General features: G+C 68.1%; 12 protein-coding genes and 2 pseudogenes. 6 read left to right on the top strand and 8 right to left on the bottom strand.

Annotated elements, in window-relative coordinates; genetic code table 11:
* Positions 1 to 916: 916 nt before the first annotated feature.
* From ACFWBQ_RS12820 to ACFWBQ_RS12805, 4 genes and pseudogenes are all read right to left on the bottom strand, one after another.
* Positions 917 to 1,423, bottom strand: coding sequence for a hypothetical protein (locus ACFWBQ_RS12820; protein ID WP_385487063.1), 507 nt, complete (start codon positions 1,421 to 1,423; stop codon positions 917 to 919).
* Positions 1,424 to 1,446: 23 nt separating this feature from the next.
* Positions 1,447 to 1,575: pseudogene (locus tag ACFWBQ_RS12815) on the bottom strand (IS5/IS1182 family transposase); the annotation flags it as partial.
* A 60-nt stretch (positions 1,576 to 1,635) separates the two neighbouring features.
* Complete coding sequence (locus ACFWBQ_RS12810; protein WP_385487193.1) at positions 1,636 to 2,301, bottom strand: 1,4-alpha-glucan branching protein; 666 nt, start codon at positions 2,299 to 2,301, stop codon at positions 1,636 to 1,638.
* A 534-nt stretch (positions 2,302 to 2,835) separates the two neighbouring features.
* Positions 2,836 to 3,006: pseudogene (locus ACFWBQ_RS12805) on the bottom strand (SRPBCC domain-containing protein); the annotation flags it as partial.
* 956 nt (positions 3,007 to 3,962) lie between these two features.
* Between ACFWBQ_RS12805 and ACFWBQ_RS12800 the strand changes: the two are divergent.
* The 4 genes from ACFWBQ_RS12800 to ACFWBQ_RS12785 all read left to right on the top strand — a co-directional run bounded on the left by ACFWBQ_RS12800 (position 3,963) and on the right by ACFWBQ_RS12785 (position 7,732).
* The gene (locus tag ACFWBQ_RS12800) at positions 3,963 to 4,340 is read left to right on the top strand and encodes a pentapeptide repeat-containing protein (protein WP_385487061.1); all 378 of its coding nucleotides are present in this window, start codon (positions 3,963 to 3,965) and stop codon (positions 4,338 to 4,340) included.
* A gap of 388 nt (positions 4,341 to 4,728) precedes the next feature.
* Entirely contained in the window at positions 4,729 to 6,033 is a 1,305-nt protein-coding gene (locus ACFWBQ_RS12795; RefSeq protein WP_385487059.1) for an MFS transporter, read from the top strand.
* Between the two features lie 443 nt (positions 6,034 to 6,476).
* Complete coding sequence (locus tag ACFWBQ_RS12790; protein ID WP_385487057.1) at positions 6,477 to 6,695, top strand: hypothetical protein; 219 nt, start codon at positions 6,477 to 6,479, stop codon at positions 6,693 to 6,695.
* 122 nt (positions 6,696 to 6,817) lie between these two features.
* Positions 6,818 to 7,732 carry a class I SAM-dependent methyltransferase gene (locus tag ACFWBQ_RS12785; protein ID WP_385487055.1) on the top strand — a complete coding sequence of 305 codons (915 nt, stop codon included), beginning with the start codon at positions 6,818 to 6,820 and terminating at the stop codon, positions 7,730 to 7,732.
* Between the two features lie 25 nt (positions 7,733 to 7,757).
* Here ACFWBQ_RS12785 and ACFWBQ_RS12780 read toward each other — a convergent pair whose 3' ends face one another.
* Together ACFWBQ_RS12780 and ACFWBQ_RS12775 are read right to left on the bottom strand one after the other, a co-directional pair.
* On the bottom strand, positions 7,758 to 7,886 hold the full coding sequence (locus ACFWBQ_RS12780; RefSeq protein ID WP_385487053.1) for a hypothetical protein: 129 nt from the start codon (positions 7,884 to 7,886) through the stop codon (positions 7,758 to 7,760).
* A 251-nt stretch (positions 7,887 to 8,137) separates the two neighbouring features.
* Positions 8,138 to 8,701: a TetR family transcriptional regulator gene (locus ACFWBQ_RS12775; RefSeq protein WP_385487051.1), complete on the bottom strand. Its 564-nt coding sequence runs from the start codon at positions 8,699 to 8,701 to the stop codon at positions 8,138 to 8,140.
* Between the two features lie 103 nt (positions 8,702 to 8,804).
* On the opposite strand from ACFWBQ_RS12775, the gene ACFWBQ_RS12770 reads away from it, so the two are divergent.
* Together ACFWBQ_RS12770 and ACFWBQ_RS12765 are read left to right on the top strand one after the other, a co-directional pair.
* Entirely contained in the window at positions 8,805 to 10,289 is a 1,485-nt protein-coding gene (locus ACFWBQ_RS12770) for an aldehyde dehydrogenase family protein (RefSeq protein WP_385487049.1), read from the top strand.
* Between the two features lie 188 nt (positions 10,290 to 10,477).
* A complete protein-coding gene (locus tag ACFWBQ_RS12765; RefSeq protein ID WP_385487047.1) occupies positions 10,478 to 11,107 on the top strand; it encodes a hypothetical protein in 630 nt (209 codons plus the stop codon).
* Between the two features lie 219 nt (positions 11,108 to 11,326).
* On the opposite strand, the gene ACFWBQ_RS12760 is transcribed toward ACFWBQ_RS12765, so the two are convergent.
* Both ACFWBQ_RS12760 and ACFWBQ_RS12755 read right to left on the bottom strand, forming a co-directional pair.
* Entirely contained in the window at positions 11,327 to 12,514 is a 1,188-nt protein-coding gene (locus ACFWBQ_RS12760; RefSeq protein WP_385487045.1) for a glycoside hydrolase family 26 protein, read from the bottom strand.
* A gap of 111 nt (positions 12,515 to 12,625) precedes the next feature.
* The gene (locus ACFWBQ_RS12755; protein ID WP_385487043.1) at positions 12,626 to 13,912 is read right to left on the bottom strand and encodes a cytochrome P450; all 1,287 of its coding nucleotides are present in this window, start codon (positions 13,910 to 13,912) and stop codon (positions 12,626 to 12,628) included.
* Positions 13,913 to 14,097 lie beyond the last annotated feature (185 nt).

The raw sequence follows: 14,097 nt of genomic DNA, 5'->3' as shown, positions 1-14,097 counted from the left end.
TGGCCGAGCATGAGATGCAGCGGGTGCGGCTGAAGGTCCCAGGCCGCGCCCGCTGTTCCACCAGGAAGGCGGGGGCCCGGCCCCCTTGCCTCACTTCGCCGCTGCGGCCTCTGTCTTCTTGGCCGGCTCCGCCACGGGCTCCGCTTTCTTCTGTGCGGGAGCCCTGCGAGTTGTGCTCTTGGCCGCTGCGCCGATTCGCCGCGCCGGGGCCACGGGCTTGGCTGCCGCCTTCTTCGCAACCGGCTTCGGCTTGCCCTCACCCTCCGGCTTGGCCTCCCGCTTCTCCTCGGCCGTCTTGCGCTTCTCCGTCTCCTCCTCCGTGGGCGGCAGCGGGCTGCGGCTGCTAGAGGCGTCGCGACGGTTGGTGGGTGCGCGAGTCCGCCGTGTACGTCGAGTGATTCGCCGCCGCCCTCTGCCGCTACAAACGACAGTGAGGATGGGTGATGGCACCGTCCGATGGCCTGACTCTCCAAACGACTGACGCTCAGGCTGTCCTCGATGAGAATTGTCGGCCGTCCGGGCGGTGCCGTCCGGCGCGTGGCCGGCCGGGCTTCTGTGACTTCATAGGAGCCTGGCTAGAGGTCCCATCACTGTCTTGTCCGTCTGCCCGACCGGCCCGTGCCCTCCCGTACTCGGCAGTCGGAAAGGCAGCGCAACTCAGCATGACAGCAGATGAGATAGCGGTGATCGGGGGCGTCGACACCCACACCGATGGTCAAAAAGGACATCATTGCGCTGCTTGAAACGGTTCGTCGCTCGCGAGATCTACCGGCACCTGCCCCACATGATCCACACCACCCGAACGATCCCACAGGCAACTTGACGATCTATAGGAGCTTCTCGCCCGCCTCACCACATAGGACATGGTCTAAGGGCTGTCGCGTAATCCCTGGTGGATCAGCGCACGGGACAGCCCTTAGGACCAGGTATACGCCGGATCTTCGCTGATCTTCACCTGCTGGGGGGTGCTTCTGGGGAAGGTCCAGATGCGGCCCAGGGTGCTGGTGGCGGTCACTGTGGTTGCGTCCAGAGTGACTTCGGTGAACGGATTGGACGCGCAGGAGACCGCGATCCATTCCAGGGTGTGGTGGTCATCGTCCAGGGTCAGGGCGACCCAGCCGATACTGCCGTGGTCCGATGATTCTCCTGCCAGGGCACGGCTTCCGCCGTAGACGCATGAGGCAAACGTCGTATCGACGTCCATCCATTCACTGGGGGTCCACGCGGTGGCCCGTAGGACCTCCCACCACTGCCAGTCCTCGGCACGCATGTCATGGAGCCGGCCGGCGGGAGAGAACCGCGTGAGACTCATGACCGACAGGGATCCGTCGGCGAACATGATGACGTCGCCGTAAGGCGCCTCCCGGGCGCGCCAGCGGTCATGCACCAGGTCAGCGTTGGGTGCAGCGTCGGGGAAGCTCACACCCGCAATGATGGCATCGGGGGAGCCCCGGCCGTGTGCTCATGGGCACGAACCGAGGTGGAGTCAACGTTGATGTCCCAGTCGATGTCGCCTGCGGCGTCAGTGACGGCCTGCACATGCGGAAGCAGCCTCTCCCAGGCGCCGTCTGCCGACCGAAATCATGTATCGCGTGCGCACGTCCGCCACCAACCGAAGCGTTCGAGAAGACACCGCTAGGCCGGGGAGCCCCCGTGCAAGACAGCGAACAGCCCCCGGGCTCGGGTGCCATCCAGCATGCGCCAGGAACCGGAGATGTGGCCGGTCGCTCCCTGCGGAAGGAACGGCGGACCATCCTGGGCGGGACGTAGGGCGCGGTGCAAGCGGAGGATTGCACCATGCGGGACAGCCAGCGCGGTGCTCTCCTGGTCGTCCGTAGCGGTGGTGGTAAAGGCTGCGGAGGTCGCGCCTTCACCGGTGTAGGAGCAGGAAACTTCTCGGTCGGGGGTGTCGCTGGTGTTCTGGTCCTGGGCCTGGGCCCGGCCCTCGATCAGGGCGAACAACTGGGCGACCGACACCGGGTCGTGGCAGCCGTCGTAGGCCCAGCGCCGCCCCAGCACCCCGTGCTCCATGGTGCCGACGAGGGCGTGCTCCGACCCGTCGAGCGGGGTACCGCGATAGGTGAGCGGCACCAGGTAGGTGGTTGGGTGGGAGCCGGAGGCGTCGGTGACCACGATGAACTCGATTCCCACCTCACCCTGCGGGTCGTCCAGCCGGAAGCCGCCGGACTTGGCCAACTCCGGTTCGCCTGCGCCGCCCCGGTACCACGGGCAGGAGGGGAGCCAGGAGGTGAGCAGTTCCAGCTTGGTCGGTTCAAGGGCGGTGCGGTGGATGACGGCCATGCCGAAGGATCTCTCCCGTTGCGAAATGCGGACGCTCATACCTTCCCACCTCTGCGGCGCCGACAGAGTGGTGCGGCCGGACAAGATCGAGGAGACAGGCCTGAGCATCGGGCGTCCATCGCGGCCTCCCATACCGCCTCAGCAGCGGGGCTCGCTGTCAGTCAGCGGTCGAGGAGCTGCGGGGCGCCTGCGAGATCCTGCGCGATCCATCCGCTGGTCGATGCTCTGGTGAGGGAATCGGCAAGCAATGACCGCGATGGGCGGGTTCTTGAACTTGCCATGCGGTGGTGTCACGACCCGCCCGCCGGTCTGGGCGCCAGGACGAGGCGAGGCGAATCGGCCCAGGCCCGCGGGCGCGCGAGCAGCGCACCTCACCTCGTCGCCCGGTCCGGACAGGCGCCGCTTCGAATGCGGAAACCTCGTCGAACGACCCGAGACTCACGCCCGCTTGCACGGAGACAACCGAGCCACTGATCTTGACAATCGGTCCCCCTGGGAAAGCATCGTGGCGGGCCCGTGCGCAGCCGACTCGAGTCAGCCGACCGCTTCGAGGTGCGACGCCAGATTGGCCAGTGAGGAGGCGATGCCGGCCTCGTGGTCCGCTTGGTCGATGCCGGGTGGCACGTCCGTGGCAGTGACGGTCACCTCTGTTCCGTCACCGGCTGCGGTGAGGTGCCAGGTCATCGTCATGGTGCCTGTGTACGACGGGTCGTCGGCCTCGAAATCGAACGACCCGCCGAAGAAGCCGGCCCGGAATCAGGACGCGACCAACAAGTCCCCATGACGTGCCGATCCACAGGTCCTGACTGTTTCTCAGGGCATGCAGTGTGGCGCGCGTTGTCGGTCCTGGCTGCACCGGAATGTCTGCCTGTCTGGGGTTCGGGCACGCGGTGAGGCCGGCATACGGTCCCGCTGTCGCTGTCGCTGCCGATGCGTCCGCGCTGATGGTGGCTCGTGCCGGGGTGCCGCCCATGATCCCTCCAGGGTCCCAACTCGAGCTAGCACTCCAACGCACTTCGTGATCATGAATTGAGTCGTCGCTGGTAGTGGCTGTGGCGGGCTCATCAGCCGGCGCACCACGGGGCTCTCGCGTACCTCCCCAAGATCCGCCGCAAGCCCGTCAGGAGAGCGCCGAGTCAAGATGTGGGATTGGCCGACGGTAGTCGTAGTGGACCGCGTTGAGACAGAGCCCAGTCCCGTGGCGGTGAAGCCGGCCTCCCTCTCGGCGACCGTCTTCCCTGACTGGTGCGCCGACGCGACCGCGTCGGGACTGAATCCCCGGCCCGCTCCGCGGTCGTCCAGCAGTTCTGGCGCAGAAGGCCCGCCAACAGTTTCAGCACCAACCGCCCGGCCCACCCGCCGGGGTTCGATCCTGGCGGGCGGGGGCCGGCGATGCGTCCCATCGGTCCCCTCGAACGCCCCCGGAGACAGACGGGATGTATGCCATGACCTGCGGCCTCCAGATGATCTTCCGTCTTCACACCGGTGATCACGGGCGGCCGTACCCGTACCCGGATCGGCCCGGACCTGTGTGATCGGCCGACGGGCGGCGAACGCCGGAAATTCGGGCGACGGCCACCGACGCGGCTGACACGCTGGCGCACGTGACCCAGCCCGTGACCACGAGACAAAGACTTGCCGCGCTCCGCAGCTATGCGGCCGTGAACGGTGAGGACTTCACCGGCCAGAACCTCGCTTCCGCTCGCACGTCGCGGCTGCGGTTCACCCGCTGCTCGTTCATCGGGGCCGATCTGCGTCACGCCACCCTGGACGGGGGCTGGTTCAAGTTCTGCGACCTTAGCGGCGCAGATCTGCGCGGGGCTTCACTGCGTGGGGTCAGCCTGGCCGGATGCGATCTACGGGATGCTGACATGCGCGACACCGATCTGACCGACGCCAGGCTCGGAAGCGTGAACACTGGCATGCCCCCTTTCGGACTGACCGATGTCACCGGTGCCCGGTTCGAGGGAGCGTCCCTGCGTAATGTTCAAGCGGAAGGCGTGATCGGGTGGCCACCCGGGCATGGAGGTAACGAGTAGACCCTGCCTGGCAGCGGGCCGATCAGAACACCGGTAAAGCTGAGGTCGAGGGCCGGCCCTCGTCAACTGAGGTGCTCAACGGCACTCAGTGAGAGCACGATCCACAGCTGGCGGACCAGCCGGTACGGGCGGCTCAAGCACCGAAGACACAGACGAATACCGTGACGTGCCGCTCCCCGCTCGCCCTTGATCCAACGGGCGACGTCACGGTGGCCACGCCACTTTCGGTGACCACGCCACGTTCGAGGCGGCCGTCTCCCGGGCCCGCGACTTCGGTCGAAACGCGGCGGGGCCTTGCGTCGGGATGACACGACCCCTGCCGGGTGCCGGTCACCCACTCCGATGAATTGCTTGATAAATCCCGCACGCGCTGGCATCGTCGCCCCTCGTGCCCGAAGCAGATACGCCTGAGAATCGGGATTCCGAAGCGACTCAAACCGATGCAATATCGTCGTCGAGTACCGGTCTCGCGTCCGGGCAGCCGCTCCGTTCCCCCGCCTTCCGGTGGTTCTTCGCCGGTTGGTCGATCTCCATGGCCGGCAGCGCCATGTCGCCCGTCGCGCTGGCCTTCGGTGTCCTGGAGGTCACCGACAGCGCGGTATGGCTGTCCGCGGTCCTCACCGCCTCCATGGTTCCGATGATCTCGATGATGATCCTCGGCGGCGCCATCGCGGACCGCTACCGCCGCGACATCGTGCTGCGCCTCTCCAGCCTGGGTGCCGGCATCAGTCAGGCCGGCGTGGCGATCCTCCTCCTCACCCACCAACATCCCGCGTTCCTGCTGCCGTTATCAGCCCTCAACGGGATCTTCCAGGCGCTGACCACCCCGACGTTGCGCGGCATCGTTCCGCAGCTGGCGAGCGGACGCGGCATCCAGCAGGCCAACTCCCTGCTGGCCTCCGCCAGGAACATCACCCGGATGGTCGGCCCGAGTGCTGCCGGCCTGCTGACCGTCTCCGTCGGAGGCGGCTGGGCGATAGTTGCGGACGCCGTGTCCTTCCTCCTGGCGGCCGCCTGCTTCGCCCGGATGTCACTTCCCGACCTGCCACACCGCACCAAGGGCGGCCCGACGATCCTCGGCGACCTGCGCCAGGGCTGGGGCTACTTCAGCTCCAGGCCGTGGATATGGTCGGTGACGCTGGCCTTCGCCGTCTTCAACGCCGTCAACATGGGCGTGTGGCACATCCTCGGCCCTGTGATCGCCGCCGACACGATCGGCGCCGACGGTTGGGGCCTGGTGCTGAGCGCCCGCGGCGCCGGAGCACTACTCGCCACCATGGTGATGGTGAGGCTGACGGTCCGGCGGCCCATGGTGCCGGCCATGTGCTTGATGACCCTGGTCGCCGTACCGCTGATTCTCCTCGGCACTGGTGCGAACACCTTCTGGCTGGCTGCGGCGGCATTCGCTGCCGGGGTGGCCGCCGAATTCTTCACCGTTGTGTGGTCGACGGTTTGGCACATTCACGTCCCGGAACGGCTGAGCTCCCGGGTCGGTGCCTACGACGAGTTCGGGTCCTTTGCGTCGATCCCTGTCGGCCAGCTGTCCGCCCCGCTCCTCGCTGCGGCGTTCGGCGTCGCGGCGGTGGCCGTTACCGGTGGCGCCCTGACTGTGGTTGCCATGCTGCTGCCCCTGCTCCTGCCGTCGCTGCGGCGAATCGAACTGAACGCCTCCGAGGCAGACCGAGCGCGGTAGGACCGGCTGAGTGGCGAGGTGTCGGCAAACGTGGAACGCCGGACGCTCGGGCCCGTGGTCACCAACTCGCCGGTGGGCAGTGTCGGCAACCCGCGTCGGAGATCAACCTCGGTGAACGGTCCGGCCGGTGGATTCCGGCACGTGCGAGGCGCCGATCACCCGGGGACAGGTGTGAGGGCAGCAGAGTTGAGTCGGCCGATGTTGCGTCACGGTGTGAAGGTGAAGGTGAAGGTGAGCCCGCCGGTGGAGCTATGGCCGAGGTGGAGGGTGCCGCGATGGGGGTGGGCCTGCAGTTCGACGAGCTCGGGGCCGAGGCCGGAACGACGGAGCGGGGCGGGAGCCGCGGGTGGAGCGTTCTGTCAGCGCCTGGCGTCGGCCGGGAGGGATGCCGGGGTCGTCGTCGCTGATGATGAGCCGGGCCGTGCCGTTCTCTTCTTGGTGAGGTGCCCATCGACGGTTCCGTCGGGTCGGCCGTCGAGGGCTGCATTGTCGAAGAGGTTGTCCACGGCCGTACGCGGTCCAACGGGCCGGCCCTGGATCGTCACGAAATCGGCAGCCGACAGTTGGTCGGTGGCGGCGGGGTTCAGTCCGCCGGCGAGAGCGGTGGCTTCGCCGAGAAGTTCAGCGGCAGCAGGTCGGCGGGCTGCCTCTGCGGCGTGTGATCGGGTTTCCGGAATTCACCTGTCGGTCGTTCGGTGTACGGCCAGTGGCCCCTGTGGGGAGATTCTCCCGCTACTAGCGTGACGCCTCCGTCGAAACTCTCCACCCACTCGGAAGGTGTGCGATGTCCTTGCTCACGTCCCCGCCCGTCAGGCGGGCGCTGCGCCCGGTAGTCACGGTGCTGGACCGCAGGATCAAGCGACTCGCCAGAGCCGAGAACGCCGAGCTGCGCAAGGAGCTGGAGCTCACACGGCAGCAGCTGAGCGGCGTGTCCGTGACCACCTACGCCATCGAGCTGTTGCTCGGCCGCGCCGGACGGGGCAGCCATCGGATGCCCACCAGGACCCAGATCGGGAAACTGGCCGACGAGGTGCGCGAGGTCACGGGTGTCGACACCGCCGAACGCCATATCCACCTTGCCTACCGCACTCTTGTCGTGCTTGAGGCGCTGGGTGCCGGACGGGTGGCGGGCGGCACGATGAACGTCGTCGGCAAGCTGTCCACCGTCCCGTTGCTCAAGCCGCCGAACGACGAGGTCCTGGAGATCGGCACCCTGCACGGTCTGTTCGCCGCCGGCCTCGCCCGGCAGCTCATCAGGGCGGGCCACACTCCCGGTCTGACCATCGTCGACCCGCTGGCCGACGTACAGCTCCAGCCCGGTCATGTCGTCGGCGCCGACCCCTCGGGCACCCCGATCGCGGAACAGGTGGTGCGCGCCAACCTCACCCTCTCCGGTCTGCCCCCTGAGCGACTCCGCCTGCACCGCGGCTTCTCCAATGCTCCGGAGGTCCGCTCCGCTGTCTCCGATCGCGAGTACGGAGTGGTCATCATCGACGGTGACCACTCCGAGGACGGCGTACGGGAAGACCTCCGATGGGCCGAGACCATCACGGCGAGCGGCGGGGTCGTCGTCCTCGACGACTACATGGACAAGGGCTGGCCCGGGGTCGCCGCCGCAGCGGAGAAGCACCTCGCCGGCGACACCCGCTTCACCTTCATCGGCCGCACCGCGACCTCCGGCTTCCTTCGAGCCCGCTGAGGTCGTCGGTTGCCGAGGTGATGGCTCAGTGGCGGGCGGCTTCGGCGAACTGCTGGATGAGGGGTGCCTCGACGTGGGCCATGTGCTGGATCTCCTTCGGGCCGACGCTCTCAAGTGGCGCATGGATGAGGCACTTCGGTTCCTCGACGCCCAACGGGGCGATCTCCGCACCGGGAAATCAGGACGGCCGGCGCATCGGCCGCGGGCCCGCCGGACATGACGGAGTGAATCCCGCCCGCCGGTACGTCGACCTCGACGGCATGTTTGCGAGGCCGCGCAGCGGCGGGGTGAGCGGATCCGGAGTGGCGCGTGGAGCACGAGCGGTACGGCCGCCGGACCGGCGCCGCCGCCACGGACGCCTCAGGAAGTGCCCCGGCAGCGCTGCTTGCCCTCGCGCGCAGCGTGTCAGGGGCGGAAGGCGCGGCGTACGGCCAGGGCGAGGCTGGTGCGGCGGCGGTCGTGGTCGGCGCCGGGGTCCGCCGTGGTCGCGGCGTAGGTGAGGCCGGCCGGTGACCAGGTCATGGCCATGGCGATCACCATGGAGTGCACATCGGCCGCGGGCAGGGTGGGATCGATGTGCCCGGAGTCCTGTGCCCGGGTGATGGCCTGGATCTTGGGGCTTTCGTCGGCCTCGGTGAACAGGTACCCGGCAGGGGTCCGCTCCAGGCGGGCCCAGGTGGCCAGGCGCACGAGCTGTGGGTGTGCGAGATAGGCGTCGTACAGGCGGACGGCGTACCCCGGCAGGTCATCAGGTGTCAGCGGCGCGGCGTCGAGGATGCCTTCGACCTGGTCGCTGAGGACGGCGTCGAACAGGGCCTCCTTGCTGCCGTAGTAGGCGTACATCTGGGCCTTGCTCACCTTCGCGTCGGCCGAGACGCGGTCGACGCGCGCGCCGGCGATGCCGTGAGCGGCGAATTCGACGGCGGCGGCATCGAGGAGGCGCCGCCTGCTGGCCTGTCCCTTGTCCATATTCCTCATCTTAAACGAACTGGTTCGTTTGCAGAGCAGGGGCGGGTGGGTTACGGTCGGTCGAGCACGAGAACGAACCAGTTCGTTTTGCTAGGAGACCGTCATGACTACTCCCCTCACGTTGAACCCCTCTGCGCGTCCGGCCCCCGCGTTCCTCGACGGCCCGGCCAAGAAGCTGCTGATCGACGGTGCGTGGACCGCTCCGGCATCAGGTGCCACCTTCGAGACCTTCGACCCCGCCACCGGGCGCGCCCTCACCTCCATTGCCTCCGCCGGACCACACGATGTGGATCTGGCCGTGGCGGCTGCCCGGCGGGCCTTCGAGGCGCCGTCGTGGGCGGACATCACGCCGTACCGGCGCAGCAGGATGCTGCTGCAGATCGCCGACGTGATCGAGGCGCACGCCGAGGAACTCGCCGTGCTGGACTCGCTCGACATGGGCGGCCCGCTGTGGATGACCCGCTGGCTGGTGGACCACTCCGTGGAGGTCTTCCGGCACTACGCGGGCTGGCCGACGAAGATATACGGGCAGACCGCGCCGTCCGACCCGACGGTCTTCAACTACACCCTGCGCCAGCCGCTGGGCGTGGTGGGGGCCATCACCGCCTGGAACGGCCCGGTCCTGCAACTGGCCTGGAAGCTGGGCCCGGCGCTGGCGACCGGCAACACCGTGGTCGCCAAGCCCGCCGCCTGGTCGCCGTTGTCCGCGCTGCGGATCGGTGAGCTGCTACTGACCACCGATCTGCCGCAGGGAGTGGTCAACATCGTGACCGGCGACGGTGTCACGACGGGCGAGGCCCTGACCAACCACAGGGGCGTCGACAAGATCTCCTTCACCGGATCACTGGCCGTGGGCAAGCGCATCCTGGAGGTCTCCAGCAAGGACCTCAAGCGGGTGACCCTGGAACTGGGCGGCAAGTCGCCCACGATCGTCTTCGACGACGCCGACCTGGACGCCGCGGCGAAGGGCGCCGTCGCCGGATTCGCCCAGGGCAGTGGCGAGGGCTGCGTCGCCGGAACCCGGATCTTCGTCCAGGAGTCCGTCCGTGAACGGTTCCGGGAACTCCTGCTCCAGGAGATGAAGGCGTACACACTCGGCGACCCCTTCCACCCGGACACCCGGATGGGGCCGCTGGCCTCACCCGAGCACTTCGAGCGGGTGTCGTCCTACCTGGACGTGGCCCGCGAAGAGGGCGGCACCCTGGAGACGTCCGGCGAGCTCGGCCACGGCCTGTACATGCCGCCCACGCTGATCGAGAACGTCGGTGCCGACGCCCGCGTCGTACGGGAGGAGATCTTTGGTCCCGTGGCTTCCCTTATGACCTTCACCGACACCGCTGACGCCATTGCCCAGGGCAACGACACCATTTACGGACTCTCCGCCTCGGTATGGACCAGGAACCTCGAACGCGCCCACCGCACTGCGAGCGGCCTGCGCGCCGGAACCGTGTGGATCAACGCCTACGCCGACATGAGCGCGGGGACCGTTCCCTTCGGCGGGTTCAAGCAGTCCGGCCTCGGCCGTGAACATGGCATCGAGGTCCTGGACGCCTACACCGAGACCAAGACCGTCATGGTCCACCTCTGATCCCACCCGGGCGCGCCTCGCTCACACCACGCCCGCGGTCCGGGGACGACCCTGCCCCTGGGCGCGGGCCGACCGGCGAAGTCCGGGAACCGCCATGCTCCTTCCAGGCGTCGTCAGGCGCGCGTCACCATGCGTGTGCCACGCCGAAATGCTTTGCGTGCCACGCCATATACCCAAGGAGCAGCACTATGAGCGTTCACGGAAGCACGCGACCCCGGAGCAGCACCGGCTCGTCATTGCGACGCAGTCCCGGTAGGAGCGTCAGGGCAGTGCTGCTCCTTGCACTCGTCCTGGGGGTCACCACTGCCTGCAACGATTCCTCCAGCGGCGGTGATCAGAAGGCCCGGGAGTGGAAGGTCGGCGACTGCGCGGGACCCGACAGCGGCAAGTCGAAGGACAGTTTTCAGAGCCTCGACTGCGACGACCCGAAGGCGACGATCAAGGCCCTTGCTGTCACTGACGGTTCCTTCTTCGCCGGTGCCGTCGAGTGTCCGGCCGGTACGGACGAGATCATCTCCGTGAAGGTCGCCATCGGCTCCGGTGACGCCAGCAACGGTCTCCCCAGCAAGACCATCTGCGGCCGCAATCTGTCCGGCGACCACCCCGGTGATGCCGGAGCGGGCGGTGGCCAGCTGGTGGTGGGCGACTGCGTGGACGATACGGCCAAGGAAGTGGCCTGCGGCGGCGGGGGCAGCGGCGCGAGCAAGGTTGTGGCCCTGACGAAGACGGCCGAGGAATGCCCTGCGGGTGCCGATCCGTTGGACCTGTTCCCGAGCCCGGGCAGGCCGTACGACACGATCTGCACCAGCAAGGCCTGACCTGCCGGCCACACCCCGGGCCCGCGAGGCGGAACCGCCTTCGCCGGCCCGGGGTGTCCACGCACGGCCCCGCGGACAGCCGATGGATACGGAACCCGCAGAGCCCTCCAGCGCCGCCTCGGAGTTCACCGCCCGGCGAGGGGACGATGCGAGGAGTGGCCGGCGGGCCGCCGAAGGCCGCCCGCCGGACATGAGGCTCCAGGGGCTTTGCGGACACCCCTAGTCGCGCACGCAGTACCTGCGGTCCGTCACCCACTGGCTGAACCAGTCGCTCAGCGGAATGCTGAAGCACCACTCGGTTCCGTTCGTGTCCGGTTCGGGCACGGTCGGTGTGGGCTTCTCGGGCTTGAGTGTCCAGCTCGGCGTGGGCACGGGCGAGGTGGGATAGCCGGCCCCCGGCTGCTGGGTCAGCATCTCGCGGTACACCCGGGACGACTCGGGGTTCTCGGCGCACTGCCACACACCGTGCGGGCAGTAGTCCGTGATCGTCTGGTACACCGGCTTGTGCTGCTGGATCCACGCCAGCATGCGACGCATGTACTCCGGGTTGTCGCCGTTGCGGAAGAGGCCCCACTCCGGGAAGGAGATCGGCTTGCCGTGTTCCGCCGCGAAGTCGACCTGCTTCTGCAGTCCGTACGGTTCGTTCACCTGGTCGTCGAACGTCCGGGCCGGCGGCTGGTCGTAGGAGTCCATACCGATGATGTCCACGACGTCGTCGCCGGGATAGCACTCGGTCCAGGGGACGGCATCCAGCCCTCGGCTCGGAGCGAAGTCGAAGCGGAATTTCTGGCCCGGTACCGACCGCATCGTGGTGACGATGCGATTCCAGTACGCCTTCCACGCAGCGGGATCCGGACCGCAGCGGTGCGTGTACGTGGTGCCGTTCATCTCCCATCCGAGAACGATCACCGTGTCCGGGAGGCCCAGCAGGACCAGCCGGCCGGCCAGCTTGCGGAAGTGCTCGTCGAACTCTCCGTCGGCACCCGCCCGCAGGAGCCTGCGCACCTCCGAGTCCGGGACGCGCTCCTCGTTCCGTTCCAGCATCGGTGTGTTGAGTACGAACAACCGGTCCGCGGACGCACGCCGCCAGGCCCCCCACGCTCCGAGGAATCCGGGACGGCCCTCGATGTTCTCCCACAGGTCGCCCGGCAGATAGCTGTGCCCGACACGCAGCTCCGCCCCGCCGAGCCAGCGCGACATCTCCGGGATCCGCCGGATGCCGTCGGGTCCGTAGTCCAGGTAGGCGCCGATGGCGGTGGTGTCGGCAGACGCGGACGGAGCAGGTGAAGTGCCCTTCCCGGCCTCGGAGTCCGACCCGGTCCGCTCGACGACGACTGCGCCACCGACGAGGAGGCCGAGCACAGCCGTCCCGATCCAGAAATTGATGAGACGGCGCTGTGCGGGCACGGCTCCTCCTTGGGTTTCGGCGTACCTACGACGATCTCGACCCTAAGGAGAAACGTTCAACAATGGGCTGTGCGAGCACGTGTGAATGGGCCATTCGCGGCATCCGGAGAATCAGACCGCTCCATTCGGGTGACAGTCAAAGGCGAAGGGGAGTGAGCGGACGCGGTTGTCGAAATTCGAATCGACCAGATCCGGTTCGCCCGCAGCCCGCACATTCCCTGGCCGCGTGAGCAGTTCATGGAAGAGAGCCTTCATCTCCAGGCGTGCCAGATGCGCTCCCAGACAGTGATGGGGACCGCCCCCGCCGTAACCGAGGTGTGGATTGGGGGAGCGGGTGATGTCGAAGGCATCGGGGTCGGTGAAAACCGAACTGTCCCGGTTCGCCGAAGCGTAGAGAAACATCACCTTCTCGCCGGGAAGAAAGGTGCGCCCGCCGAGTGTGGATTCGGCCGCGACCGTCCGGCGGAACTGGATGATCGGTGTCGAGTGCCGGACGATCTCGTCCACCGCGCCGTCGGCGTACCGGTCGAAGTCGGACTCGAGGAGAACCCGCTGCTCCGGGTGCGCGGTCAACAGGAACATTCCGTGGGCGATCGCGTTGCGCGTGGTCTCCACCCCCGCCACGAGCAACAGGGAGAAGAAGGCGCCGAGCTGACGGGAGGACAGAGCCTGTCCGTCGACGTCCGCGCTGACCAGGGCAGAGATCACGTCGTCGGCGGGCCTGCGGCGGCGCTCGCGTGCGAGCTTCGCCATTACGAACTGCATGCGGGCCAGGGAGCGCAGACCACGGCCCGGCACCCGCAGCCGGGCGCGGCCCCGGCGCCGGACTCCTACGTACTCCGAGGCCTGATCGATCTGGGCGGCGATCTCGGCGCGAGAGCGGCCGGGGATCCCCATCAGGTCGCAGATGACCTCGAACGGCATACGGGAGGGAGCCGAGGGCATGAAGTCGCCGGGGCGCTCGGCGATCATCTCGTCCACCAGCCGCCGCGCGATCTCGCAGATGTTCTCCTCGGCGGCCGCGAGCAGCCGGGGGGTGAACGCGCGGGAGATGGTCCTGCGCAGGCCGGCGTGCTCGGCGCCGTCCATGTTGACCATGGAATTGCCGAACACCGCTTTGGCCCAGCGGGCCGGCTCGGGCGTGGTGACACCGGGCGCGCTGGCGAAGACGTGCGGCTGCCGGCTCGCCGCCTTCACATCGGCGTGCTTCACGAGCGCGTAGAACGGCGTGCGCGAGCCCGTACGCGGGGTGAACAGGACCGGTGCGTCGAGCTCCCGCAGCAGTGCGAACGCGGACAGCCGCTCGGGCCGGGGCAGCTGCCAGAACGACGGATCGGCCAGATCGACGTCCGCCGTTCTGCGCACGCGGCTCGTGGGTACCTGCGTCGGCGCGTTCATGCAACCTCCGTGAGCTCGGACGGCCATGCTGGCCCGCTGCGCGCTGCCGTGCGGCCGACGCGGCCGGACGGACCGGGAAAATTCCCACGGTCGCGTGATTCGTGCACGGTGAGAACCGTTCACGCGCCGCCTCGTTGTCAACCTCGAGAGACGGCACTTCGGAAGTCTGGACGAGAGGCAGGAAA

This window comes from Streptomyces sp. NPDC060035 (genome assembly GCF_042736635.1).
Taxonomy (GTDB): domain Bacteria; phylum Actinomycetota; class Actinomycetes; order Streptomycetales; family Streptomycetaceae; genus Streptomyces.
The sequence above is the reverse complement of the archived record's forward strand: the minus strand, read 5'-3'. Positions and strand labels throughout refer to the sequence as shown.

What these genes read in the sequence shown, in the direction of transcription:
- ACFWBQ_RS12785 (WP_385487055.1), top strand. Translation starts at nt 6,818, where the DNA reads ATGTCCTTGCTCACGTCCCCGCCCGTCAGGCGGGCGCTGCGCCCGGTA.
- ACFWBQ_RS12770 (WP_385487049.1), top strand. Translation starts at nt 8,805, where the DNA reads ATGACTACTCCCCTCACGTTGAACCCCTCTGCGCGTCCGGCCCCCGCG.
- ACFWBQ_RS12765 (WP_385487047.1), top strand. Translation starts at nt 10,478, where the DNA reads ATGAGCGTTCACGGAAGCACGCGACCCCGGAGCAGCACCGGCTCGTCA.
- ACFWBQ_RS12810 (WP_385487193.1), bottom strand. Translation starts at nt 2,301, where the DNA reads ATGGCCGTCATCCACCGCACCGCCCTTGAACCGACCAAGCTGGAACTG.
- ACFWBQ_RS12755 (WP_385487043.1), bottom strand. Translation starts at nt 13,912, where the DNA reads ATGAACGCGCCGACGCAGGTACCCACGAGCCGCGTGCGCAGAACGGCG.
- ACFWBQ_RS12775 (WP_385487051.1), bottom strand. Translation starts at nt 8,701, where the DNA reads ATGGACAAGGGACAGGCCAGCAGGCGGCGCCTCCTCGATGCCGCCGCC.